Origin of the sequence: Flavobacterium sp. LC2016-12 (assembly GCF_015351595.1) — a bacterium.
In the GTDB taxonomy this organism is placed as follows: domain Bacteria; phylum Bacteroidota; class Bacteroidia; order Flavobacteriales; family Flavobacteriaceae; genus Flavobacterium.
The window spans coordinates 171405-195856 of sequence record NZ_JADKPT010000006.1 but is presented as its reverse complement, the minus strand read 5'-3'; the positions used below and the strand labels follow the sequence as shown (position 1 = coordinate 195856).

The 24452-nt window shown below is 33.7% G+C and carries 21 protein-coding genes; 13 read left to right on the top strand and 8 right to left on the bottom strand.

The genetic code is table 11. The annotated features are described in order from the left end of the window. Positions 1-95: 95 nt before the first annotated feature. The 3 genes from IRZ99_RS12125 (at position 96) to IRZ99_RS12115 (ending at position 5352) form a co-directional block, all read left to right on the top strand. On the top strand, positions 96-1559 hold the full coding sequence (locus IRZ99_RS12125) for an OmpA family protein (RefSeq protein ID WP_194657506.1): 1464 nt from the start codon (positions 96-98) through the stop codon (positions 1557-1559). 63 nt (positions 1560-1622) lie between these two features. After that, positions 1623-4388 (top strand): PD-(D/E)XK nuclease family protein, encoded by a 2766-nt coding sequence (locus IRZ99_RS12120; RefSeq protein WP_194657505.1) that lies wholly within the window; start codon positions 1623-1625, stop codon positions 4386-4388. A 292-nt stretch (positions 4389-4680) separates the two neighbouring features. Next, positions 4681-5352 (top strand): ABC transporter ATP-binding protein, encoded by a 672-nt coding sequence (locus IRZ99_RS12115; protein ID WP_194657504.1) that lies wholly within the window; start codon positions 4681-4683, stop codon positions 5350-5352. 496 nt (positions 5353-5848) lie between these two features. Here the strand turns inward: IRZ99_RS12115 and IRZ99_RS12110 are convergent, their stop codons facing one another. The 5 genes from IRZ99_RS12110 to IRZ99_RS12090 form a co-directional block, all read right to left on the bottom strand. Continuing rightward, the gene (locus tag IRZ99_RS12110; protein WP_194657503.1) at positions 5849-6628 is read right to left on the bottom strand and encodes an alpha/beta fold hydrolase; all 780 of its coding nucleotides are present in this window, start codon (positions 6626-6628) and stop codon (positions 5849-5851) included. A 178-nt stretch (positions 6629-6806) separates the two neighbouring features. Further along, positions 6807-7613, bottom strand: coding sequence for a TIGR00266 family protein (locus IRZ99_RS12105; RefSeq protein WP_194657502.1), 807 nt, complete (start codon positions 7611-7613; stop codon positions 6807-6809). Between the two features lie 185 nt (positions 7614-7798). Further along, positions 7799-8344 carry a hypothetical protein gene (locus IRZ99_RS12100; protein WP_194657501.1) on the bottom strand — a complete coding sequence of 182 codons (546 nt, stop codon included), beginning with the start codon at positions 8342-8344 and terminating at the stop codon, positions 7799-7801. A gap of 120 nt (positions 8345-8464) precedes the next feature. Beyond that, a complete protein-coding gene (locus tag IRZ99_RS12095) occupies positions 8465-9364 on the bottom strand; it encodes an alpha/beta fold hydrolase (protein WP_194657500.1) in 900 nt (299 codons plus the stop codon). Positions 9365-9371: 7 nt separating this feature from the next. After that, positions 9372-10664, bottom strand: coding sequence for an aminopeptidase P family protein (locus tag IRZ99_RS12090; protein ID WP_194657499.1), 1293 nt, complete (start codon positions 10662-10664; stop codon positions 9372-9374). Positions 10665-11119: 455 nt separating this feature from the next. Here IRZ99_RS12090 and IRZ99_RS12085 point away from each other — a divergent pair, with 455 nt between their 5' ends. From IRZ99_RS12085 to IRZ99_RS12060, 6 genes are all read left to right on the top strand, one after another. Beyond that, positions 11120-11749, top strand: a complete 630-nt coding sequence (locus tag IRZ99_RS12085) for a hypothetical protein (protein ID WP_194657498.1) — start codon at positions 11120-11122, stop codon at positions 11747-11749. Between the two features lie 38 nt (positions 11750-11787). After that, complete coding sequence (locus IRZ99_RS12080) at positions 11788-12225, top strand: GNAT family N-acetyltransferase (RefSeq protein WP_194657497.1); 438 nt, start codon at positions 11788-11790, stop codon at positions 12223-12225. Continuing rightward, positions 12225-12965, top strand: a complete 741-nt coding sequence (locus IRZ99_RS12075; RefSeq protein ID WP_194657496.1) for a LytTR family DNA-binding domain-containing protein — start codon at positions 12225-12227, stop codon at positions 12963-12965. Before IRZ99_RS12080 ends, IRZ99_RS12075 begins: the two co-directional genes overlap by 1 nt. Positions 12966-13079: 114 nt before the next feature. Further along, a complete protein-coding gene (locus IRZ99_RS12070; RefSeq protein ID WP_194657495.1) occupies positions 13080-13925 on the top strand; it encodes a tetratricopeptide repeat protein in 846 nt (281 codons plus the stop codon). 14 nt (positions 13926-13939) lie between these two features. Next, positions 13940-14311, top strand: coding sequence for a hypothetical protein (locus IRZ99_RS12065; RefSeq protein ID WP_194657494.1), 372 nt, complete (start codon positions 13940-13942; stop codon positions 14309-14311). 73 nt (positions 14312-14384) lie between these two features. Next, positions 14385-14564, top strand: a complete 180-nt coding sequence (locus IRZ99_RS12060) for a hypothetical protein (RefSeq protein ID WP_194657493.1) — start codon at positions 14385-14387, stop codon at positions 14562-14564. 246 nt (positions 14565-14810) lie between these two features. Here the strand turns inward: IRZ99_RS12060 and IRZ99_RS12055 are convergent, their stop codons facing one another. Further along, positions 14811-16172 (bottom strand): hydroxymethylglutaryl-CoA synthase family protein, encoded by a 1362-nt coding sequence (locus IRZ99_RS12055; protein WP_194657492.1) that lies wholly within the window; start codon positions 16170-16172, stop codon positions 14811-14813. 363 nt (positions 16173-16535) lie between these two features. Between IRZ99_RS12055 and IRZ99_RS12050 the strand changes: the two genes are divergently transcribed. The 3 genes from IRZ99_RS12050 to IRZ99_RS12040 all read left to right on the top strand — a co-directional run bounded on the left by IRZ99_RS12050 (position 16536) and on the right by IRZ99_RS12040 (position 20049). Continuing rightward, positions 16536-17201, top strand: coding sequence for a succinate dehydrogenase cytochrome b subunit (locus tag IRZ99_RS12050; RefSeq protein ID WP_194657491.1), 666 nt, complete (start codon positions 16536-16538; stop codon positions 17199-17201). Positions 17202-17212: 11 nt separating this feature from the next. After that, positions 17213-19213 (top strand): fumarate reductase/succinate dehydrogenase flavoprotein subunit, encoded by a 2001-nt coding sequence (locus IRZ99_RS12045; RefSeq protein ID WP_194657490.1) that lies wholly within the window; start codon positions 17213-17215, stop codon positions 19211-19213. An 89-nt stretch (positions 19214-19302) separates the two neighbouring features. Beyond that, on the top strand, positions 19303-20049 hold the full coding sequence (locus IRZ99_RS12040) for a succinate dehydrogenase/fumarate reductase iron-sulfur subunit (protein WP_072969772.1): 747 nt from the start codon (positions 19303-19305) through the stop codon (positions 20047-20049). Positions 20050-20110: 61 nt separating this feature from the next. Here IRZ99_RS12040 and IRZ99_RS12035 read toward each other — a convergent pair whose 3' ends face one another. Further along, on the bottom strand, positions 20111-22414 hold the full coding sequence (locus tag IRZ99_RS12035) for a family 20 glycosylhydrolase (RefSeq protein ID WP_194657489.1): 2304 nt from the start codon (positions 22412-22414) through the stop codon (positions 20111-20113). 191 nt (positions 22415-22605) lie between these two features. Here IRZ99_RS12035 and IRZ99_RS12030 point away from each other — a divergent pair, with 191 nt between their 5' ends. Beyond that, positions 22606-23382, top strand: coding sequence for a DeoR/GlpR family DNA-binding transcription regulator (locus IRZ99_RS12030; RefSeq protein WP_194657488.1), 777 nt, complete (start codon positions 22606-22608; stop codon positions 23380-23382). Here the strand turns inward: IRZ99_RS12030 and IRZ99_RS12025 are convergent. Next, positions 23379-24449: a dipeptidase gene (locus IRZ99_RS12025; protein WP_194657487.1), complete on the bottom strand. Its 1071-nt coding sequence runs from the start codon at positions 24447-24449 to the stop codon at positions 23379-23381. The two genes, IRZ99_RS12030 and IRZ99_RS12025, sit on opposite strands and share 4 nt — an antisense overlap. Positions 24450-24452: the final 3 nt, after the last annotated feature.

Sequence of the window (24452 nt, the reverse complement as noted above, 5' to 3'; positions counted from 1 at the left end):
TTTTGTAGGTTTTTTTTAACATTTCATTTTGTATTTAAAAATTTTGGTGTTACTTTTGTCTGTAATTAACTAAATTGTAATTAAAAAAATTAAGTATGAAACATCTTAACAAACTTTTAGTTGCTGTAATGATGGTGATGGGTTTAAGTTCTCACGCACAAGACAGTAACAATCCATGGGCTATCTCTTTTGGAGTGAATGCAGTGGATACTAGAACAAGTGCAAGTCCTGATCACGTTGACTTTTTTCCTGCACACTTTTCTCAACCATTCGCTGTAAAAGATAACTGGAATATTCTTCCTTCTTTATCTTATATTAGTGTATCGAGATATGTAGGTCACGGTTTTTCTGTTGGTTTACAAGGATCTGTGAACAAAATTGATAAATTTGTTGTATTTGATCCATCAGCTCCAGATCATGATGGAAGAGGAATGATTGTTGAAAATCCTGGTGATTTGATGTATTATGGAATTGATGCTACTATTAAATATAGCTTCCAGGAATTAATCAAATCTAAAGTAATTGATCCTTCGTTATCTGTTGGTGGAGGTTATACATTCTTTGGAGATAGCAGCTACGGAACAGTTAATCCAGGTGCTGGAGTAACTTTTTGGTTTACAGATGCTATTGGTCTTGAGCTTGGTACAAAATACAAATGGTCATTTGGTGATAGAACAGATGCAGCTGGTGTTCCAGATGCTCCATCTCACTTTCAACACACTGCTGGTCTAGTTTTCAAATTCGGAGGTAAAGATACTGACGGAGACGGAATCTACGATAAAGATGATGCTTGTCCAGATGTTGCTGGTTTAAAACAATTCAACGGATGTCCTGATACTGACGGAGACGGAATTGTTGACGCTAGTGATGCTTGTCCAGATGTATTTGGTTTAGCTGCATTAAACGGATGTCCTGATACTGACGGAGACGGAATTGCTGATAAAGATGATGCTTGTCCAGATGTTGCTGGTTTAGCTGCTTTAAAAGGTTGTCCAGATGCTGACGGTGACGGAATTGCTGACAAAGATGACAAATGTCCTACTGTTGCTGGTCCTAAAGAAAATGGTGGTTGTCCTTTCTTAGACGCTGATAAAGATGGTGTTGCAGATAAAGATGATGACTGTCCTACAGTTTACGGTCCTGCTTCTAACAGAGGTTGTCCTGAAGTAACTACTGAAGCTTTAGAAGATCTTAAAGTTCAAGCTAGAGCGGTATACTTTAACTCAGGTAAAGCTACTTTCAAAACTGGAGACAAAGAAACTCAAGCTAGATTAGATGCAATCAAACAAATCCTTATCAACTATCCAAACGCGAAATTCAGCATTGAAGGACACACAGATAGTACAGGTTCTGCTAAATTGAATCAAAAACTTTCTGAAGACAGAGCTGCTGCTGTAATGAACGCTTTAATTGAAAGAGGTGTTAACGCAGAGAACTTAACTTCTAAAGGTTTTGGACCTTCTCAACCAGTTGCAAGTAACAAAACTGCTGCAGGTAAAGCACAAAACAGAAGAACAGAAATTAGACACATTGGTTCTAAATACCAAGGTAAACTATAATTTACTGTTTAAATAAATACTAAAAGCCATTCTTAATTGAATGGCTTTTTTTATTTTTATCAAATGATAAATACTTCTTTTTTAGAAAAAATTGCAACTGTTGTAATTCGTGATTTTTCTGCAAAACTTGCCGATACAACTATAATTTTGCCAAACAAAAGAGCTAAAGTCTTTTTGATAGAAGCTTTAAAAAAAGAAACTAACAAAACGATTCTTTCTCCTGAAATTATTAGTATTGAAGACTTCGTGCAAGATGTAGCTTCAATTCGTTCTGTAGATTCAATTGAGTTACTGTTTGAATTCTATGAAGTATATCTTTCTGTAACTGAAAAACAGAACCAACAATCATTTGAGCTATTTGCTAATTGGGCAAAAACACTTTTGCAGGATTTTAATGAAATCGATCGCTATCTTTTAGATCCATCTCATGTTTTATCTTATTTAAAAGATATTGAGGATATTAAGAAGTGGGGAATTGAAGTTGAAAATAAAACAAAACTTTTAGAGAATTATATTGATTTTTGGAAACTTCTGCCTTTATATTATACTTCACTCTATGAACATTTATTGAACAAATCAATTGGATATCAGGGTCTGATTTATAGAGAAGCAGTCAATAATTTAAATCATTTTTCGAATACAATTTCGAATCGTACTTTTATTTTCGCCGGATTTAATGCTTTAAATGCTGCAGAGGAAAAAATAGTGCAACATCTTCTTGCTCTTGACCAGGCTAAGATATATTGGGATGTAGACCAGACTTTTTTAAATGATCCTTATCATGATGCAGGTCTTTTTGTTCGGCGTTTTAAAGAAAACTGGAAACATTACAAAGCAAATCTATTTGAATGGATTGTTGATGACTTTTCTCAATCTAAAAATATTCAGATAATAGGAACTCCAAAAACTATTGGGCAAGCAAAACTTGCAGGGAGTATTATAGAAAATATAATCACTGAAAACGAAATTTCTTCACTTGATAAAGTTGCAATTGTTCTTGGGGAAGAAAATCTTCTTATGCCAGTTTTATATGCTTTGCCATCTTCTGTTGGTGCTTTAAATATAACAATGGGATATTCTGGTAAAAACAACCCATCTCAAATATTGATTGCCAAATTGTTTAAAATGCATACTAATGCGCTTTCAAGAAAAAGTGAGAGTTATGTACTTTATTACAAAGATATACTTGATGTTTTGACGCATCCTTTGGTTGAACCTTATGCCAAAGCCGGTAATCTGGTAAAGATTATCAAAGAGAATAATTATACGTTTATTACTCATAACAGGCTTGTTGAGCTTAATTCTAATCCATCAAACTTATTTCTTTTATTATTTAAAAAATGGGAGAAAGGTGCAGTGGCGGTTCTTGAGAATATTTCGACACTTTTACTTTTAATAAAAGAAAATTTCAGCAATGATAATGAAGATGAAAAAATAGCTAAGGCTTTTGTCTATGCTATTTTTAAGGTCATTAATAAGTTGACTAATTATTATCTGCAACATAAGCATATCGATAATATTGACACTTTGTACGCGATCTATAAACAAGTTATCGATGTTGCCGAAGTATCGTTTGAAGGAGAGCCTCTTCGGGGATTGCAAATTATGGGAGTGTTAGAGAGTCGCGTTTTAGACTTTGAAACCGTAATTGTAACTTCTATGAATGAGGGGAAATTTCCGGCAGGGAAATCTCAAAATTCTTTTATTCCATATGATGTAAAGAAAGAATTGGGTCTTCCAACATTTAAAGAAAAAGACGCTATTTATACTTATCATTTTTATCATTTATTACAAAGGGCAAAAAACATTTACCTGATTTATAATACCGAAAACGACGGTTTAGACGCTGGTGAACGAAGTCGTTTTATCACGCAGTTAGAAGTTGAAAAACAGCCCGGGCATAATCTTACTTTTGATATTTATAATCCAGTTTTGCCAACTACAGCTTATCAGCCAATGGTTGTTCCAAAATCAGGAGCTGTTATGGAACGTTTAAGAGAAATTGCAGTAGCAGGTTTTTCGCCATCGGCATTGACTAGTTATATTCGGAATCCAATTGATTTTTATTTCCAAAAAATACTTCGCATTAGAGAGGTGGAAGAAGTAGAAGAGAATATTGCTTTAAATACATTGGGTACCATAATTCATGAAACTTTAAAAGCGCTTTATGATCCTTTTGTAGGTAAATTTATTTCTGAAAGTGATATTTCAAATTGTTTTAAATTGTTAGATGATGAAGTTTTAAAACAATTTAAATTAGTTTATAAAGAAGGTGAAATTAAAAAGGGACGAAACCTTTTGGCTTTTGAAGTGGCAAAACGTAACGTTTCAAATTTCCTGAAAATGGAATTAGAATCAATTAAGAATGGTGATGCAATTCAAATTATAGCTTTAGAACAAACATACGGACGTGAACTCGTTCATCCAAATTTGCCATTTCCTGTCTTAATTAAAGGAAATGTAGATAGAATTGAGTTACGCAACGGAAAAATAAGAATCATTGATTATAAGACCGGAAAAGTTGAAAAGGCGAATGTGATATTGAAATCCTGGAACGGATTAACACAGGAGCTTAAAAACGATAAAATTATTCAGGTTTTGGCTTATGCGTTTATGTTTGAAGAGCAAGCGAAAGATTTTCCAATTGAAGTTGGAATTATTTCTTTTAAAAACCTAAAATCTGGATTTTTGCCTTTCGGATTTAAAGAAGAGAAAGAATTGGATATAACCATTACAAAAGAAATTCTGAATAGTTATTTGGAAGAAATTGTATTACTGTTAAACGAAATTTTTGATGTTAGTATTCCTTTTGAAGAGAAAATTAATTAATTATCAGAAAGCTATTAAACATATTTGAGTTTTTCAAGACGACGTTGCTTGTGAATTTAACGTTCTGTGCAATTTCTGTTTTAATTGGGGGATTTGATTATTTTTTTATAATGTTTGTTGGATTTGGATTTTTAATGAGTATCGTTTTTAAAGAATTGTACCGGAAAAATGATTATTTGTTTTATGCGAATAATGGTATTCCAAAATGGCAGCTTTTGTTAGTTAGTTATCTTTTTACATGTTTTACGGTTGTTATTGTCGGTTTGATAGTTTTTATAATAAGGAAGTTAATTTGAAAAAGCATATTCTGGAAGTCGATGGAATTCAAATCAGTTACAATGGTAAGGTGCTACTGTCTGATGTTTATCTGAAGTGTGAAACTAATGAAATTATTGGTTTGTTGGGGAGAAATGGTTCAGGAAAGTCAACATTATTAAAAATTATTTTTGGCTTGGTGCCAGCTCCAAATAAATGTATTAGAATTGATGGAATTTCAAAGAACAACAAAAATATGTTTACTGAAATTGGATATTTGCATCAGGACCAATTTATTCCTAATCATTTGTCTGTAAAAAAAGTAATTTTATTATCTATCGATAAAAAAGCAATCATGGATTTTTGTGAAGACAAAATGATTAATTCAATACTCGAAAAAAAAATAAAATTTTTGTCAAGTGGTGAATTGAGGTATCTTGAAATTAAGATTGTGCTTTTTAATTCTTCTAAATTTGTTTTGCTTGATGAACCTTATAATGGATTAGCGCCCTTGATGATTGATGTTGTTAATGAAATGATATTGAATAATTCACATAAGAAAGGGGTAATTATAACAGATCATAATTATCAAAATGTACTAAAGGTTTCAAATAGCTTAGTTCTAATTAAAGATGGAAAAACGCATCATCTTAAAGAAAAGAAAGAGCTTGTTGAAAAAGGATATCTGGTAAATTCTGCTTTTTTGTAATCAAGAATTTTTTAGAAGTCAGTTTTCTAATATTTCGGTTAATTTTTTGCTTTTTTCTTTCCCGAAAACTAATTTGTATGACGTTGAAGCATCTGTAAATTTTAGGAAATAACACTTAATTTCGGTGCGTAAGAGAAATTAAAGCCTAATTATCAGATTGTTAATTAAGATTAACGAATCGTAATGTTATATTTTTAAAAGAATTCTTTCTTTTTGTTAAGATTTATTATTTAGTCTATTTTAAAAATAAAGAAAACATACAGTTTAGATAAAAGTGATTTTTAAGCTAAAAATCAGGCTTTTTTTAACAAGTGTTTGTTGAACAATTACGAATATTAAAATATCTTTGGCCCATCTAAAAAAGGGTTGAACCGATTTGATAAAGAGCAATCATATCTAAATCGAAAAATATATATTATTACAATAATTAAGATTTTTTGCCCCCACAAATGATAAAAAGGCTGTTTCGAAATTTTTGAAACGGCCTTTTTTGATTTTACTTGCTAAAGAATTCCTGTAAAACGGGTTTTAACTCTTCTTTATTTTCAATCTGGCTCATATGTCCGTCGTCAAAAGAAACCAATTCGACAGTCGTATCTTCAATTTGCGAGAGACTATCTTCATAATTTAAAACAGGATCTTTTTTGCCTAATATCAATAAAACCGGAAATCTATTTTCATGTAAAAGAGCTTCGCGATCTTTTCTGATCTTCATTCCTTCCAGAGAAGCAACAATTCCTTGTAGAGACGTTTTTAAAGCCTGTTCTTTTACTTTTTCAATTTCGTCAACTAATCTTATTCTGTTATTCTCGCTGAATAAATTCGCAATCGCTAAACTAACAAAACTCACATAATTCTGTTTTACAGCTTTTATGGCACGTGTTCGGTTTAATTTTTTTTCGACACTGTCTTCTTTTGAAGTTGAATTCAGTAAAACTAGTTTTTGAATATTTTTCGGATATAATTCGGCGAAAGCCAAACCAACATAACCACCCATAGAATGTCCGAGAATAATAGCTTTTTCAATCTTTAATGAGGTTAAAACTTCTTGTACAGCATTTGCATTTTCTTCCATAGTATGAACGTAACCTAAACAATCTGATTGGCCATGTCCTAATAAATCAATTGTGATTACGTGATATTGTTTGGAAAAAAAAATAACGTATTCCTGCCACATTTTTTTGTTTTCCAAAAAGCCGTGAAGTAGTACAATTGCGTTTCCTTCGCCCGAATCGGTATACGATATTTTGGTGTTTTTATATAAAATGTTTTTCAATATGAGAATTTAAATTTTAAAGCACAAAGATAAGAAAGCACAAGCGGTATAAGAAATATATATCGTTTTGAGTTAATATTTATTCGATAGTGTTATTGTGTTTTTTATATCAAATCATATTTTGAGATAAAAAAACGGCTTTCAGAAATGAAAGCCGTTTGTAATTATCTTAGTTAAATTAAAACCGATTGTCACCATCCAAAAGATTTCCGAGTCCGCCAAGGAGGCTTCCTTCTTCACGGCTATTTCCGCCAGATCGAGGTGCCGATGCAATGATTCTGTATGCCAATCTGCTAAAGGGTAAAGATTGTATGTAAACAGTTCCGGGACCTTTTAAGGTTGCATAAAACAAACCTTCACCTCCAAAAATGGAGTTTTTGATTCCGCCTATAAATTCAATATCATAATCGACATCTTTAGTGAAACCTATAATACAGCCTGTGTCAACTTTTAAGATTTCGCCTGCCGCTAATTCTCTTTTAGCCATTGTTCCGCCAGAATGTACAAATGCCATTCCGTCTCCTTCTATTTTTTGCATGATAAAACCTTCTCCTCCAAATAAACCGCGACCGAGTTTTTGAGAAAATTCGATTCCAACCGAAACGCCTTTGGCAGCACATAAGAAAGAGCTTTTTTGACAAATAAATTTACCTTGAAATTGTGTTAGATCAATTGGAAGAATTTTTCCGGGATATGGAGAAGCAAATGAAACTTTACTTTTTGTATTACCTTGGTTTAAAAAGGCTGTCATAAAAAGACTTTCGCCGGTGAGGACTCTTTTTCCTGCATTCAAAAGTTTTTCAAACAAACCTGATTCTGATTGTTGTTGTGATCCATCTCCAAATATAGTTTCCATCTGGATGTTGTTTTCCATCATCATAAAACTTCCAGCTTCGGCAATTACGATTTCCTGCGGATCAAGTTCTATTTCTACGTATTGCATTTCTTCTCCAAAAATCTTATAATCTATTTCGTGTGCCTGCATGATTTCTAGTGTTTTAGTTTTCTGAATAAGTCGAATATGTATTTGGAATGTTACAAATGAGATATTAAATTTAAGTGAAAAGAAAATTCTCCAAAAGAAATTTTGTGCTTCCTATAATAAAAAAACGGCTTTCATTTCTGAAAACCGTTTCTATTTTATTATATAAAAAACCGCAAAGTTATTTATTACTGATAACTTTTAGAATTAGCTCTAATGTAATTTACTAGTTCATTTAACATTGCATTGTTCATGTCTTGTGGTAAATATTTAGTCCCTGCAGAAATGCCAATAACATTAGTTTTTACTTTTCCTTCGACTTCAAAAACTTTCCCTTTTATGGGATCAACTATAATTATTTGACGAATATTTTTATCGGTATTTGAAATTGTCTGAGCAATAAATATGAACTTCTTGTAATCTGTAGATATGTTTTTTACGCCTTCTTTAGTTTCCCAGTTATATTTTGAATTGTCTAATCCAGCTTTTTTTATTTCTTTTTTAAATTCATCTTCAGTCATGATTTTAGAAAAATAATTTATTTTTTCAAGTTCTTTTCTAAAATGGCCTCCGGGAATAATGGCTAATTCTTTAAAATTGTCAAGATTAATGGTGTCATTTACGGTTACGGCTGCTTTAATTTTGGTTTTGAAAAGTTGTTTGTTTTCGTCCGATTCTTGACCAAAACTAATTAAATATACAAGTAACATTAAAAGTGGAAATAGTTTTTTCATTTATTCTCTGTTTTGTTAATGTAAATTTATAGAAATAAAGGTATTATGCTAATTTTTCAAGCGTCTTTTTGTCTATTTTGATCCGCTAAGTCATATTTAAGGTCGAGAAATGAAATTTCTTTATGATTTTAAAAATGAATTTATCTCTCCAAAATATTTCTCTTTTGCATCCAGCCAACCATAATGTCGGCAGTTTTCAAGTAAAATCAGTTTTGAATTCGGAATTGTTTTTTGAGCCAGTTCTCCAATTTGATTACTGATCACGTCTTCTTTTCCCTGAATAATTAAAACCGGATTTTTAAAGGACTTTAATTTGCTTTTGCAGTCAAAATTAATCTTTTGCATATCGTCCCAAAGCAATCCATTTATGGTTGCGTTTCCCTGAGTTAATCTTTCAGCAATAATGGGAACATATTTTTGATCGTAAACATAAGCTGGCGCCATCGCTCTTCCGCGTGCTAAACGGGCGGAATAAGATGTATCGCCTTTTTCGATTTTATCATTCCAGTAATCCAAAGAATCTTTTTCGACTTTACTCAAATTTCTTTCAATCAGATTTGGCGTTTTCAATAAAGTCAAATCAATTCCGCCAGACGATGATAAAACCAGTTTATTAATGCTGTTCGGGTAAACCGTGGCATAATAAGAGGCTAGCATTCCGCCAAAAGAATGTCCCAGAATATTCCATTTTTTAATTTTCAGATGTTTTCTTAAAGCTTCAAGATCATCCGCCATAATTTTCATCGAAATAGTCTTCGAATTCAATTCCTTCAACTTCGATTTTCCAGTTCCGCGTTGATCGTAAATAATTGCTTCCTGAGTTTCGGCCAAAATCTTTGCCATACCCTCAAAACCGTTGCTGTTCATTCCGGGACCGCCGTTAATAATCAAAAGCGGTTCGCCTTTTCCGAATATTTTATAATAGGTTTTGCTCGAATCGTTGTTTGTTGAATAACCTTCGGTTTGCGCGAAAGCATTTCCTAAAACCATTAAAAAAGCAAATAGAAAAATCTTTTTCATCGTAAGATTATGAGTTCATTAAACTTTCGATCTCATCTGCTTCAATCGGAATGTTACGCATTAAGTTAAAAGGTGCGCCTTTTTCCTGAACCACAACGTTGTCTTCCAAACGAATTCCGAAACCTTCTGCCGGAATATAGATTCCTGGTTCAACCGTAAAAACCATATTGGCTTTCATTGGCTCGTGAAGTAATCCGTAATCGTGCGTGTCTAATCCCATGTGGTGCGAAGTTCCGTGCATGAAATATTTTTTATAAGCGGGCCAGTCCGGGTTTTCGTTCTGAACATCAGCCTTGTCGATTAATCCTAAACCTAATAATTCAGAAGTCATGATTTTACCCACTTCAATATGATATTGTTTCCAAAGCGTTCCTGGAGTCAACATCGTTGTTGCTTCATTTTTAACTCTCAAAACCGCATTATAAACCGCTTTTTGTCTTTCAGAGAATTTTCCAGAAACCGGAATCGTTCTCGACAAATCGCTTGAATAATTTGCATATTCTGCCGCAACGTCTAATAAAATTAAATCTCCCGCTTTACATTGTTGGTTGTTTTCGATGTAATGCAAAACATTCGCATTATTTCCAGACGCAATAATTGGCGTGTAAGCAAAACCTTTAGAGCGGTTACGAATGAATTCGTGTGCTAACTCAGCTTCAATTTCATATTCTGTAACATTTGGTTTCACAAATGATAATAATCTGCGGAAACCTTTCTCTGTAATATCACAAGCTTGTTGAATCAAATCGATTTCTTCGCTTTCTTTTACAGAACGAATGCGTTGTAAAATTGGATTGCTTTTTGCCACATTGTGCGCTGGGTAACGCTCTTTCCACCATTTTATAAAACGAGCTTCACGTGTTTCAGTTTCAATCGTTGCGCGGTAATGTTCGTTTGTATTGATGTACATCGTATCTGCATACGTCATCATTTCGTTCAAAACTTTATGAAAATCCTGCAGCCAATAAACCGTTCTGATTCCCGAAACCTGATAAGCACGTTCTTTAGTTAGTTTTTCGCCTTCCCAAACCGCGATATGATCGTTGGTTTCCTTCAGGAAAAGCATTTCTTTTTGGTTCTCATAAGGCGCATCCGGAAATAAAAGCAAAATACTTTCTTCCTGATCAACACCGCACAGATAAAAAATATCTCTATGTTGCGCAAACGGCAAAGTACTATCAGCACTAACCGGATAAATGTCATTAGAATTGAAAACGGCAACACTGTTAGGTTTCATTTCTGCCGTGAATTTTTTGCGATTTTTTACAAAAAGAGCGCTGTTTATTTGATGATATTTCATAATAATTTCGTTTTTGAACTTCGAATTTCAAAATTAGTGATTTTTGAAGAAGTGGTGCAAGATTGATTTATTAAAGTTTTCTTATTTGTTTTAGGGTTTGCCACGAAGGCGCTAGGGCACAAAGTTATTGTCATAATCTGAATCTCCAAGGTTGAAACCTTTGGCTATGCTTGAAAATTCATTACGACAATATTGAAGAAATCTCAGCAACTTAGCCTCTCAGAACCTTAGAATCTTAATAAGGGCGTGTCCCTCCGGGTCGTCCCGATAGCTATCGCGATTCGGCTATATTCCCGATTAACAAAAACTACGACTAAAAAGCCTTGTTTTTCTAAATCGGGAGATACCGCCTCTATCCCTCACGCGAATCTCGGTTTTACAATTTTCTTTGCGATTTAAATCAAAAATCGTTTTCTTAATTTTAGTATATTGTGATGGTTTTAATTGTCAAAAGAATGCATGAAGTATTATTAGAAAGCAAAGGAATAAGAACAGATCAATATTTTATACCTCCTTTTGAGCTGAGGAAAGGGGAGTTGGTTGTTATTTATTTGCAAGGAGGTCCGCATTATGATACGATGAAAGAACAGTTAGTAGCTATTTTTGCAGGGGAGGTACATCACGAAAATGTAAAGATATTTATGCCTCTAGCTTTCGCCGAATGTTTTGAAGAATCAAGGCTTAAAAGAATGTTTAATCCAACTACGGTGTTTAAATATTTAAAAAGAAATGCAGATCTAAAAAGTACAATGATTTCAAAAATTTTCGAAATAGATACATTTATCAGAAAAGACAAGATGAAAAATCTTGATTATAGTCAAAAAAAGAGGCTTTCATTATGTTCAGTTTTTTTAAGAACAAGAAATGTAGTTTTTGACCTAAGAGGAGAAGGGCCTGTAGGAGCAAAAGAAACAATTAAATTTGTAAATGACGAGATTAAAAATGATGGTGCGGCAATTTTAATTGATTGGTCAGATTACGTGAAAAATAATTGTTCAAAATTTATAGCGATTGAATGGCTGGCAGATTTTGAAGAATTAAAAAGGATCGGTAATGGAAGTGTAAAGCTTTCTGAAATGTATTAACAAATTAATATTGCTATTGTTTTGATATTTATAATATTATGAATCCAAGCACCAAAATAAGAAAAATCCAAACCTCAGACCTAGACTTAGTCTACAAATCAATATGCGAACTAGAAAACGAAGAATTAGATTTCGAAGTCTTCGCAGCAATCTTCAATGAAAATCTCGCCAACCCAAACAATTTTTATCTAATAGCAGAAAAAGACAATGAAGGAGTAGGTTTTATTAGTTTTCACACACAAAATCTATTGCATCATTGCGGACGAGTTGGTGAAATCCAAGAGTTTTTTATAAGTGAAAAGCATCGTGGCAAAGGCATCGGAAGACAACTTATAGAAAAGATTATGCAATATGCAGAAGAGCATAAGTTACAAAGCATTGAAGTAACCACAAATAAAAGAAGAGTAGAAAATGTGATGATTTACGAAAATCTTGGTTTTACTTTGTCCCATAACAAGTTTACTATTTATAAGTAATGAAAGAATTAAATCCATCAATAAAACATCATCTCGTAGTGGGGCTGCTTATGGCGGTATGGATTTTTGCTTTCGCTTTTATAATAAAACCTTTTGATGACGGAACTTTAAATTTCCGATCCTGGTTTTTCATCAGTTTTGGTTTTAGTGTTTTGGCTTTTTTGTGTTACAGTGTTTTGGCCTTTCTTCAAAAAAGTATTTACAAGAAAATCTCAAAATGGAATCTCAGTTTAGAAATCGGATGCATTGTTTTCTTTTTTATCATTTATTTGTTTGGAATTTATGTCTTTTATAAAAGCCCCATTTTAAAAGGCGGATATAATTTTGCCGAATTCTTATCTATCATTTTTATCAAAATAGCCTTGATTTTAACTCCCGTAATTCTTCTGGCAAGAAGATATTTAATCAAACTCATTCCGATAAAAGATGATGTTCTTATCTTCACAGGAGAAAATAAATTAGACATTTTGAAAATCAAAAAAGCCGACTTAGTTTGTATTTCCAACGCTCAGAATTATGTGGAGATTTTCTATCTCGAAAACGAAAAACTCCATTCAAAACTGATTCGTTCTTCGCTCAAAACAATTCTCGAAGATTTTGCTTTCCTGGTTCAAATTCACCGCTCACATTTAATAAATCCGACTCATTTTAAATCCTGGAGAAATTCAAATACAGTAATTCTAACTCAAATTGAGCTTCCGGTTTCTAAGAATTATAAAGAAAGTTTATTGAATTTGTAATTTGTATCTGAAACAATTTGTTTGTAATAACTAATAATTAATGGTAATGGAAAGTGAAATGAAATCTATATATTTGAATTGATATTTTAATCTTAAGCCAAACTAAAATTAAATATGAAGAAGATTTTTACCTTATTTGTTTTACTTTTTGTATTCAATATTTCTGCGCAAAATCAGCTTCAATTTGATAAAAAATTTGTTCAAAGTGAAGATAAATGGGTTGCATTTTCCGCGGACAGTACAGGTGCTTATCCGTATGGATTTATTTACATTGATCCGCAAGCTGGATTGACCTTTGATTATGAGGGAACATTTAAAATCGACCCAGCCGGTAAATTTATTCCAAAAAGAAGAGAGATTGACGGACAAATGAAATATCGCTTGCAGCCAAATAACAATTTAGTAGCTTTTATTTCTGAAGCAAGGTTTGAAGAATTGCATATTAATAAAATACCTGAATGGTTGAAGTTTTATAAAGAAGATGAAGGCACAGTCAAAAGACTTTACAATTGGGGTTTTATGTATAATGGTTGGAATGAATGTGAAAAAGGACTGGAATACCTTGAGAAGGCTCAGAAAATAGATCCTGAATATAAAGGTCTTCGGGTTGAGTTGGCATTTTCTTATAATTGTCTTAAACAGTATCAAAAAGCGGTTGATATTTTGAAAATTGCATTACAAAAAGAACCTCTAGATGCTTATACAAATAAAGAATTAATTTACGCTGAGACTAAAAATGGTAATTTACAAGATGCGGAAAATGTATGTCGTAAAGTTTTCAAAGAATGTACAGAAAAAACGTATAATTCTGAAAATGCCTATAATGTCTTGCAGGCATATTATATTAAAAAAGATATTGAGAAGTTTAATAGATGGTTCATAGAAGCTAATTCTTATTTGATGAATGATCAAAAAATTAAGCCTTTGGCGGAGCAAATGAAAGTTGAATTAAAACAGTAAATCCTAAGCATAAATTGAATAAACATCTAAAATATCTAATCTATATCTTTCTCGCTTTTGTCGTGATTGCGAATGATGGTATTTTGGGTTCTCAATCAAAATCGGCAGATTATTATCAGTCTTCGTTTGTAATTTTAAGACGAGAATTAGATTTTGAAAAATCTCGTTTATATGTTTTCAATCAATTTGTTTCCCGATTAAAAATTGCGTTCGCATTTCCTGTAAATTATCTCGAGTTTAAACAAGTTCGTAGTTTTCAAATTCTGATAATTCAAAAAATACAAACGCTTCTTCATCAAAATTTAACTTCATTTATAAGACAAACTGTTTTTATAAATGAAACAATCACTTCAAATAATTTATATAAAAGTTTATACAGCGCTTAGATTTTTTCCAGGCATTTATGCGCTTTAACGCATAAGATGATAAAATAATTTCTAATCATTTATTATTTTCAAAATGTATAAACACAAAAACAAAACACGTTTAGAGCAATCTAGGCGACCACTTCATTGGATAAAAAGAAAACTACTTTTAATTATAACCGCCTTTATGCTGGGAATGTCAAACGGAATGAATGTTCATGACGAGGTTTTAAAAGGAAATCAACATTATACTGAACAGCATAAGAAGGGCTAGTCTTCATTGAGGCTCTAACGTATTTTTGTCATTTCGACCGAAGGGAGAAATCACACTAGAAACTCGATAAAGATTGGCGACTTTGTCTGCGGAATTAGTTGTGTGATTTCTCCCTTCGGTCGAAATGACAAGATTGTGTGTAATTTGACTACGTATAAAAAAACCTTTGTCAAAGTTTAAAACTTTGACAAAGGTTCTGCGCATTTTATTAAATTGGAATTTGGAATTTAAAAATTTGGAATTTTATTACTTAATCCATTTATAATATCTCGCCCCAATCAAATTAGGAATCTCTTTTTCAATTCCATCTAAAACCCATTCGTTTTTAGGAGTTCGAACACTTTGTTTCTGTTGTTTTTTATGAAGACTTTCGTAAGTTTCAAAGCCAATTTCTGTACTTTCTTCCAGATTTTCAAAAAGTTTGACTTTAGCTAAAGCTAATTGCCATTCAGGTTGAATTGTTCCTTCAAATACTTTCGATTTAGATCCGCTTCCGTAAGCCAGGAAACCGAATTTAGTTCCGGCAACTTCTTGCTTTGTATCGTAATAATGAGCCAAAGTCGATAACAATCCCATGAAAATAGAACCCGTATAAAGGTTTCCAATTAAAGACGAAGCTAATTCGGCAGGCTGTAATTTCTCGGTTACAAACTTTTTATAGTCATCAGATTTTCCAACTTCTTTGATTTTATTCTGATAATCTGCAGGCTCGATATTTTCGGCAATTATTTTATCAGCACTGTCTAAAGCATAGATTTCAGATAACATTCTTCGGCCCTGAAAAGAATAGGGAAGGTGCATGATAATGCTATTCCAGGTATTGTATAAAGTTTCGGTCGTATTTTTTAATTTCTTGAAAGAGAAATAGGCATTACGCGTACGATCCATATAACATTGATTTGAATACTGACCGTCAAAAACCGGTTGGTCTTTATGGATTTCGATTTCAGCTTCTAAATTATCAAACCACGGATCGTTGTTTTCGTTTTTTGTAATCGCTTCTTTTGATATAGTTCTATAAGGTTTAAAAAAGTCAAAAACACCTTTTGTACTGGTGGCCCAATTTTCATCAAAAGCAATAATTCTAGGACTTGAAGTTACCAACATTGCCAAAGCTCCCGCCCCTTGTGTATATTCTCCTGTTGAATTTAAATCGTATTTCGCAAAATCAGTTGTAACCACAATTGCTTTTTTTGTTGGATTCAATTTTACAAAATCAATACAGTTTTGCAAAGCGTCAACACCGCCAATACAGGCAAAAGTAAAATCGACAACATCGCATTCGGCAAGAGAATCTTCGCCAAATTTCTGTTCCATTAAATTAATTAAATACGAGCTGATTGGTTTTGAGCTGTCGATGCCACTTTCGGTGCCCACGTAAATCCGGCTAATTTCATTTAGGTTTATTTCGTTCTCCAAAATAAGTTTAGTCAAAGCATTTGCTCCAAAAACTACAGCATCCTGGTGAACGTCTGGTAAGGTCATTTTAAGTAATCCGAGACCCTTTTCTAATTTTTCTGGTTCAATATTTCTGGCAACTGCCAAAGTTCTGATGGGTAAGTGTATGTTGGCTACATCAAAAGAGATAGCATCAATTCCTGTTTTCATTCTCATTTTTTTTGAAGCCGATAAAGGTAAAATTATGTTATGGAATGACCATTTTTTTCGTCTATAAAATTTCGAAGTGAAGGCACTTTTGAAGAAAACAAATTAAAAGTTTGATTAAAATAGTAATTTGATAAAGTTTTGTGACTGTCTTTAGGGCTGATATAAGTGTTAAATACTATCTGTAAAGTGTATGTTTTTAGTTTTTTATAATAAAATTATTTGATATTAAGTATTTTTTATACGTAAAAGTACGTACTACGTAGTCTATTTTAAAATGATTATAAATAACAACGAAATGGTTGTAGTTCTTTGTTAATTGCGTTATTTTTGTCTAATTTTTTAAAACAAACTACTTAAACACTTATGGCACAATCTGCACAGTTGAATGCTTCCATCTTAAAGAAAGTGGCAATGGCACTTTCGGGAATATTCTTAATCACGTTTTTAGCGCTGCATGTTACCTTAAATTTCATTTCTGTTATTAGTGAAAATGTTTTCAACGAAGCATCTCACTTTATGGGTTACAATCCGCTGATTCAATATGTAATGCAACCTGTTTTGGCATTCGGAGTAATTTTCCATTTCGTTATGGGATTTGTACTGACTGCTCAAAATACTGCAGCAAGACCAATTGCGTATGCAAAATACAATGGAGCTGCAAATGCTTCATGGAGTTCTAGAAATATGATTATTTCTGGATTAGTAATCTTGGCTTTCTTAGGATTGCACTTTTATGATTTTTGGTTTCCAGAAGTTAGTTATAAATACATTGCGGGTACTGCGCCAGATGCTACAAGGTATTATGGAGAGTTAGTGCACAAATTCCACGATCCAATTCGTACGGGATTATACTGCATTTCTTTCGTGCTTTTAGGTTTTCACCTTTGGCACGGATTCGCATCTTCTCTTCAATCAGTGGGAATGCACAATAAATACTCTAGATTTTTAAGTAAAGTAGGTTACTGGTTTGCAGTTGTAGTACCGGCACTTTTCGTAATTATCGCATTATTTCATCATTTCAATAATTAATATCAATTATAATGGCATTAGATTCAAAAATTCCAAATGGTCCTATTTCGGACAAATGGACAAATTATAAAGATCATATTAATTTAGTAAACCCTGCTAACAAGCGTAATTTAGATATTATCATTGTTGGTACAGGTTTAGCTGGAGGTTCTGCAGCAGCTACTTTGGCTGAGTTAGGATATAACGTAAAAGCATTTTGCTTTCAGGATTCACCAAGACGTGCGCACTCTATTGCAGCACAAGGGGGAATCAATGCAGCAAAAAATTATAAAGGTGACGGTGACTCAGTTTACAGATTGTTTTACGATACTGTAAAAGGTGGTGACTACCGTGCACGTGAGGCAAACGTTCACCGTTTGGCTGAAGTTTCGGCAAATATTATTGACCAGTGTGTGGCTCAAGGGGTGCCATTGGCTCGTGAATATGGCGGACTTTTAGATAACCGTTCTTTTGGAGGAACTTTGGTTTCTCGTACTTTTTACGCACAAGGACAAACTGGACAACAATTATTGTTAGGAGCTTATTCTGCAATGAACCGTCAGATTGGTCGTGGTAAAGTAAAAATGTACAACCGTCACGAGATGCTTGACATCGTAATCGTGAACGGAAAAGCAAGAGGTATTATCGCTCGTAACTTAGTTACAGGAGAAATAGAAAGACATTCTGCTCACGCAGTAGTAGTTGGTTCTGGAGGATATGGAAACGTATTTTTCTTGTCAACAAATGCTATGGGAAGTAACGCAACAGCAGCTTGGAAAATTCATAAAAAAGGAGCGTTTTTCGCAAATCCTTGTTACACACAAATTCACCCAACATGTATTCCGGTTTCCGGAGATCACCAGTCAAAATTGACTTTGATGTCAGAATCGTTACGTAATGACGGACGTATTTGGGTTCCTGCAAAATTAGAAGATGCTCAGGCAATTCGTGAAGGAAAGAAAAAAGCAACTGATTTATCTGAAGCGGAAAGAGATTATTTCTTAGAAAGAAGATACCCGGCTTTTGGTAACTTAGTACCTCGTGACGTTGCGTCTCGTGCTGCAAAAGAAAGATGTGATGCCGGTTTTGGAGTTAACAAAACAGGAGAAGCAGTTTACTTAGATTTCGCAGCAGCAATTAAACGTTACGGAACTGAAGATGCTTATGTAAAAGGTTTAGATGATAAAGATACTGCTTTGGTAACTAAACTAGGAGCTGCAATCGTGAAAAGTAAATACGGGAACTTATTCCAGATGTATTACAAAATCGTTGACGAAGATCCTTATACAACACCAATGATGATTTACCCTGCGGTTCACTATACAATGGGAGGAACCTGGGTTGATTATAACTTAATGACTACAATTCCGGGATGTTTCTCAATTGGAGAATCTAACTTCTCTGATCACGGAGCAAACAGACTTGGAGCTTCTGCATTGATGCAAGGTTTAGCTGATGGATATTTCGTATTACCTTATACTATTGGAGATTATTTAGCTCCGGATATTAAAATGGGAGAAATTTCTACAGATTTACCAGAATTCGTAGAAGCAGAGAAAGCTGTAAAAGATCAAATCGACAGATTTATCAATAATAAAGGAACTCATTCTGTAGATTATTTCCACAAGAAATTAGGAAAAATCATGTGGGATAAAGTAGGTATGGCTCGTAATGCTAAAGGTTTAACTGAAGCTATCGAAGAAATTGCTGCTCTACGTGAAGAGTTTTATAAAGATGTAAAAGTTCCTGGAAGCGCTAACGAATTTAATCAGGAATTAGAGAAAGCGACACGTGTTGCCGATTTCTTGGAGTTAGGAGAATTGTTCGCGAAAGATGCATTGCACCGTAATGAATCTTGTGGAGGTCACTTCCGTGAAGAATACCAAACTGAAGAAGGAGAAGCACTTCGTGATGACGAAAACTTTGCATACGTTGCAGCCTGGGAATACAAAGGAAAACCAAGTGATGCCGTATTACACAAAGAACCTCTGGTTTACGAAAACATTAAATTAGTACAGCGTAGTTACAAATAGCAATTAGTCAAAAGACAAAAGTCTTAAAGTCTAATGGCAAATGTCAAGACTTTCGACTTTCGACTTTATGACTTTCAAACTAAAACAGTATGAAACTTACATTAAAAATATGGCGTCAGAAAAACGCCCAAGATAAAGGAGGAATTGTTGATTACCCAATCGACGGAATTGAACCAGATATGTCTTTCCTTGAAATGCTTGATGTTCTTAACGAACAATTAATCAACAAAGGAGAAGAGCCAGTAGCATTTGATCACGATTGTCGTGAAGGAATCTGCGGAATGTGTTCATTATTCATCAATGGAGAAGCACACGGACCAGACAGAGGAGTAACAACTTGTCAATTGCACATGCGTATGTTTAAAGATGGTGACACGATTTTTATCGAGCCATTTAGAGCAAAAGCTTTCCCTGTAATTAAAGATTTAGTTGTTGACAGAAGTTCTTTTGACAGAATTCAACACGCTGGAGGATTTATCTCGGTAAATACTTCTGGAAATACAATTGATGCAAATACAATTCCAATTAACAAAGACGACGCAGACAAATCATTTGATGCTGCTGCTTGTATTGGTTGTGGAGCTTGTGTTGCAACTTGTAAAAACTCATCAGCAATGTTATTCGTTGGTGCAAAAGTTTCTCAGTTTGCTTTGTTGCCACAAGGTAAAGTTGAGGCTACTGACCGTGTATTAAACATGGTTCACCAAATGGATTTGGAAGGTTTTGGTAACTGTACCAACACTGGAGCTTGTGAAGTAGAATGCCCTAAAGGAATTTCTCTTGAAAATATTGCACGTATGAACCGTGAATATTTAGCTGCAAGCTTAAAAGGATAATTCAAAGAAAATAGTTTTAAATAAAAAAAGCATCCGTTGTAGCGGATGCTTTTTTTATGCCTTATTCGTAATACAATTGTGAAGCACTTATTTCCTGTTTGTCTTTTCCTTCCTGCTGAATAAAACAGCTTAAAGTAGTTCCGCCAATCTGATCAAAATAACTGATGTTAATTTTGTGAAACCCTTTTTCTAGTTTCGCAACTCCGTAGGCTTCATTAAGCCAATGAATACCATCGTTATTTACAATCAATTCATTATCGATAAAAAGCTTCGATCCATCATCTGAAAGCGTCGAAATTGTATAATTTGAAGTTTCTGGTATATAGATGTATCCGTCAAATTTTAATCCTATATAGCGCTCTGTTTTTGATTTCCATTTTTCGCTGCTTACTTCGCCTTCAAAAATGCCTGAATTAATTGGTTTTATTAATTCTAAATCCTGAACTTGTTGAAATAAGGTTCCGGTGTAGTAATCATATTTTAAACCTTTTTTAGTTGGTTTTGTAGCTAAAGCCGGTTTTTGCTCTGGATTTCTAATCAAAATTTTACTAATGGAACTTTTTCTGCCACTTGGGCTAATCTGAACCGTTTTTATAACTCTGAATTCTCCTTTTGGAATATTTATGGTGACAGGTTTTGTGTAAAGTTCCGCAGTTTCATCTGGATTGTAACCGTCAATAGTGTAGAAAATCTTTCCATTTCTGATTGTTGGTTTGAGATCTAATAGGTATTTTGAAGCGATTAATGCTGTTTCATTTGCTCCAACTGGTGCCGGAACTTTATATAATCTTTTTTGTAATTCTAATTTTTCAATATGATGCGGCATTCTGTTCAGGACAAAAGTATTGTAATTTTTGTTTTGAGGTTCGGTCCAGGCAATTTCTGCCAAAGCAAACATTCTGGGATAAAGCTGATAATTTAATTTTGCCGGGTTCGTCAAATATTCTGACCAAAGATTGGATTGAACACCCCAAATATATTTTTGCTCTTCAACTGTCAGGCTATCAACAGGAGTTGGGTTGTAATTATATATTTTCTCAACTGTAACTAACCGTCCAACCGTTAAAGGTTCTTGTGGAGAATATCCCTGATTGTAATCTAAATACAGATATTGTTCCGGATTCATTATAACAAGATGTTTTTGTTTGGCTGCATTAATTCCGCCCGATTCTCCTCTCCAGGACATAACTGCTGCGTTTGGTGCTAGTCCGCCTTCGAGCATTTCATCCCAACCCAAAATTTGCCTGCCGTTTACATTCAGGAATTTTTCTATTCTTTTTGTCAAATAACCTTGTAATTCATGTTCGTCTTTCAAACCTAGATCTTTGATTCTCTTTTGGCAATTAGGGCAAACTTTCCATCTCGTTTTTGGGCATTCGTCACCACCAATATGAATGTATTTACTAGGAAATAAAGCTATAACTTCAGTTAAAACATCTTCTAAAAAAGTGAAAGTTTCCTCTTTTCCTGCGCAGAAAATGTCTTCAAAAACACCCCAATATTCTACAACTTTATAAGGGCGATCGGGAAAACAGGATAAATTTGGATAAGCGGTAACAGCGGCAGTTGCATGACCGGGCATTTCGATTTCGGGAATGATATTAACATAATGCTCTTCAGCAAATTTTACAACTTCTTTAATTTCTTCCTGCGTATAAAAACCTCCGTATGGATTTCCATCAAAAAAATACGGAGATCTTTCGAATTTATTGCCAACTAAAGTCTGCGCTCTTTTAGATCCGACTTCTGTTAATTTTGGATATTTTTTTATCTCAATTCTCCAGCCCTGATCATCTGTTAAATGCCAATGAAAATTATTTAATTTATAACTGGATATTTGTGCTATAAAATCTTTTATAACATCAACAGTAAAAAAGTGCCGGCAAACATCCAGGTGCAAACCTCGATAAGCGTATCCTGGTGCATCTTCGATGGTTACGCAAGGCATTTTTATCTCTTTTGTCAATGGTTTATTTGGCAACATTTGCAATAAACTCTGAACGGCGTAGAATAATCCTTCTTCACTTCCTGTAACGGTTATTTTTTTTGTGCTGATATTTATTTTGTAAGCTTCTTTTTTTAATGAGGAAGATGGGTTTTGCGTAATAAATAATACCTCAATAGCACTCTTTTTCGAAGCAACATTTCTGTTTATAGCCGATTCGAAAATTTGAGCTGTTTTAAGTTCTTTTGGACTAAATTTATTTTTCTCAAAAGAAATTTTTATTTGCCCATTTAAATTAATACTGTCTCCAGTTGCTTTATATGAATTTGGAGCAGGAATTATCGAACCGTTTTCAGAAGATGTTTGTGCATTGCTGATGGAATAGCAAAATATCAATAGAAAGAATATATTTTTTAGCATGGCTGGTTTTCTGGGTTTGTTAAACAAAGTTATCGTTTGTAAATTAAACTGCATTTTTTTTGCAAATCTTATTTGTGTTTAAAAGTCTTTAAAATAGACTGATTAACTATTTTATTACAGTGTGTTATAATTTGTTTCGCAATAATATTGCATTTATTGTTTACATTTGTTTTCAATAAAATTGAATTTGCATGAATAATGATAATGAAGTGATAAACTACAGCAAGGAAGAACGTAAAAATCTTATTTTAAAAGAGATTAACTTGCATACCCGTGTAAGTTTTGAAACACTTTCGGCTAAATTATTTGTTTCAGAAGATACTGTGAGACGTGATATAAATGAACTTGAATCAGAATCATTATTGATTAAGGTGAAAGGCGGAGCTATGACTAAAGCATACCATCATTCTTCTTCAAATCAAACTTATGCAGGAGAATCAAAACAAATCATTGCACAAAAAACTTTAGGTTTACTCCGTGACGGAATGGTTTTATTAATTGGTGGTGGAACTACAATTCGTGAGTTCATTCGATTAATTCCTGATGCCATGAATCTGACTATTTTTACCGTTACTGTTTTATCTGCAGTCGAACTTTTAGATAAGCCTAATGTTAAAATTATCATGATTGGCGGGAGCATTTCATCATACAGCCAAATGTGCGTGAGCGGCGATGTCTATAATCAATTGGCTAATATTAAAGTTGATTTGTTGATATTAGGAACTAATGCTTTAGATATCGAAGGTGGATTCTCAGATTCTGATTGGGAAACCGTTCAGGTAAAAAAAGCAATGATTCAGGCTTCTGAGAAAACTGCTATCCTTACTATTTCTGAAAAACTAGATACTGTTCTAAAAATGAAAATTGCCAACTTATCTGAGGTTGATTATGTTGTCACAGAAGTTGATCCTAACGACGCAAAATTACAATTGTATAAGAAGGCAGTTCCAAGTTTAGTTTTTATCTAATCCCAATTTTTCATTAAGAAATTAATCCAGTTCTGATGAAAGATTTTATCTAAATCCTCATCTGAATATCCTTTGTTTTTAAAGATAAGAACGAGTTTTTGCAAATCGGCAATCGTATTTAAATCATAAGGAGATTGTTCTGTTCCAAACGCACCATCAAGATCAGAACCGATCCCAATATGGTTTGCGTTTCCGGCTAACTGGCAAATGTGATCCATGTGTTTAAAAACAGTTTCTAAATCGCACTTCATTCCCAAAGGTGTAGAAACACCTCTTTCCCAATTCGGAACCAGCATCCATGCATCTAAAGCACCGCCAATAACAGCACCTCTGGAAATTAAGGCCTGAATCATTTCGTCGCTGTATTGACGATTGTGATCTACAAGCTTTCTGCAATTATTGTGACTTGCCCACACAGGCCCGCTATAATGATCTAAAGCTTGCCAAAATACATCATCGCATAAATGGGTTGCATCTAAAATAATATTCAAACGTTCCATTTCTTTCAATAAATCAAGACCGTTTTGATTCATTTTTCCGGTTGCATCCGTTCCATTTGCATATCGTCCCGGGCCATAATGTGCGGGTCCAATGGCTCTTAATCCGTAATTGTATGCTTTTTCTAAATAAGAAACATCAATAATAGAATCGGCTCCTTCTAAACTTAAAATATATCCAATTGGTTTTTTATCGTTTGGAGTGCCATCATTCCATAAATCAATTTGTTTTTGGAGCGACTTTTTATCTGTGATGGAAACCATTTCTCCGGCTGCTTCCATAGTTTTGTACCATGTAAGTTGCCCCTGTGTTTGCGCCCAGGCTTGTTCAGGGGAATTCCAACCCGGAATAATGCTATCCGGTTTTACAAACCTTGCAATTTGAGTGGCCACCACAATCCCGATATTGCCTTTTCGTAAATCAGGAAACGAAACCGTTGCACGTTCACGATCTGGTTTGTCGGTCATTCCCTTTTCTAAATGACGTAAAGTGGCAACGTCATTTCTTAAATCTCGATTCCATTCCATTGCATTCATGCTCAGGTCTAAATGGGCGTCTATTATAAACATATT

Coding starts and splice junctions, on each gene's coding strand:
- IRZ99_RS12125 (WP_194657506.1), top strand. CDS start 96: ATGAAACATCTTAACAAACTTTTAGTTGCTGTAATGATGGTGATGGGT.
- IRZ99_RS12120 (WP_194657505.1), top strand. CDS start 1,623: ATGATAAATACTTCTTTTTTAGAAAAAATTGCAACTGTTGTAATTCGT.
- IRZ99_RS12105 (WP_194657502.1), bottom strand. CDS start 7,613: ATGCAGGCACACGAAATAGATTATAAGATTTTTGGAGAAGAAATGCAA.
- IRZ99_RS12100 (WP_194657501.1), bottom strand. CDS start 8,344: ATGAAAAAACTATTTCCACTTTTAATGTTACTTGTATATTTAATTAGT.
- IRZ99_RS12095 (WP_194657500.1), bottom strand. CDS start 9,364: ATGAAAAAGATTTTTCTATTTGCTTTTTTAATGGTTTTAGGAAATGCT.
- IRZ99_RS12090 (WP_194657499.1), bottom strand. CDS start 10,664: ATGAAATATCATCAAATAAACAGCGCTCTTTTTGTAAAAAATCGCAAA.
- IRZ99_RS12085 (WP_194657498.1), top strand. CDS start 11,120: ATGCATGAAGTATTATTAGAAAGCAAAGGAATAAGAACAGATCAATAT.
- IRZ99_RS12080 (WP_194657497.1), top strand. CDS start 11,788: ATGAATCCAAGCACCAAAATAAGAAAAATCCAAACCTCAGACCTAGAC.
- IRZ99_RS12075 (WP_194657496.1), top strand. CDS start 12,225: ATGAAAGAATTAAATCCATCAATAAAACATCATCTCGTAGTGGGGCTG.
- IRZ99_RS12070 (WP_194657495.1), top strand. CDS start 13,080: ATGAAGAAGATTTTTACCTTATTTGTTTTACTTTTTGTATTCAATATT.
- IRZ99_RS12060 (WP_194657493.1), top strand. CDS start 14,385: ATGTATAAACACAAAAACAAAACACGTTTAGAGCAATCTAGGCGACCA.
- IRZ99_RS12055 (WP_194657492.1), bottom strand. CDS start 16,172: ATGAAAACAGGAATTGATGCTATCTCTTTTGATGTAGCCAACATACAC.
- IRZ99_RS12050 (WP_194657491.1), top strand. CDS start 16,536: ATGGCACAATCTGCACAGTTGAATGCTTCCATCTTAAAGAAAGTGGCA.
- IRZ99_RS12045 (WP_194657490.1), top strand. CDS start 17,213: ATGGCATTAGATTCAAAAATTCCAAATGGTCCTATTTCGGACAAATGG.
- IRZ99_RS12040 (WP_072969772.1), top strand. CDS start 19,303: ATGAAACTTACATTAAAAATATGGCGTCAGAAAAACGCCCAAGATAAA.
- IRZ99_RS12035 (WP_194657489.1), bottom strand. CDS start 22,414: ATGCTAAAAAATATATTCTTTCTATTGATATTTTGCTATTCCATCAGC.
- IRZ99_RS12030 (WP_194657488.1), top strand. CDS start 22,606: ATGAATAATGATAATGAAGTGATAAACTACAGCAAGGAAGAACGTAAA.
- IRZ99_RS12025 (WP_194657487.1), bottom strand. CDS start 24,449: ATGTTTATAATAGACGCCCATTTAGACCTGAGCATGAATGCAATGGAA.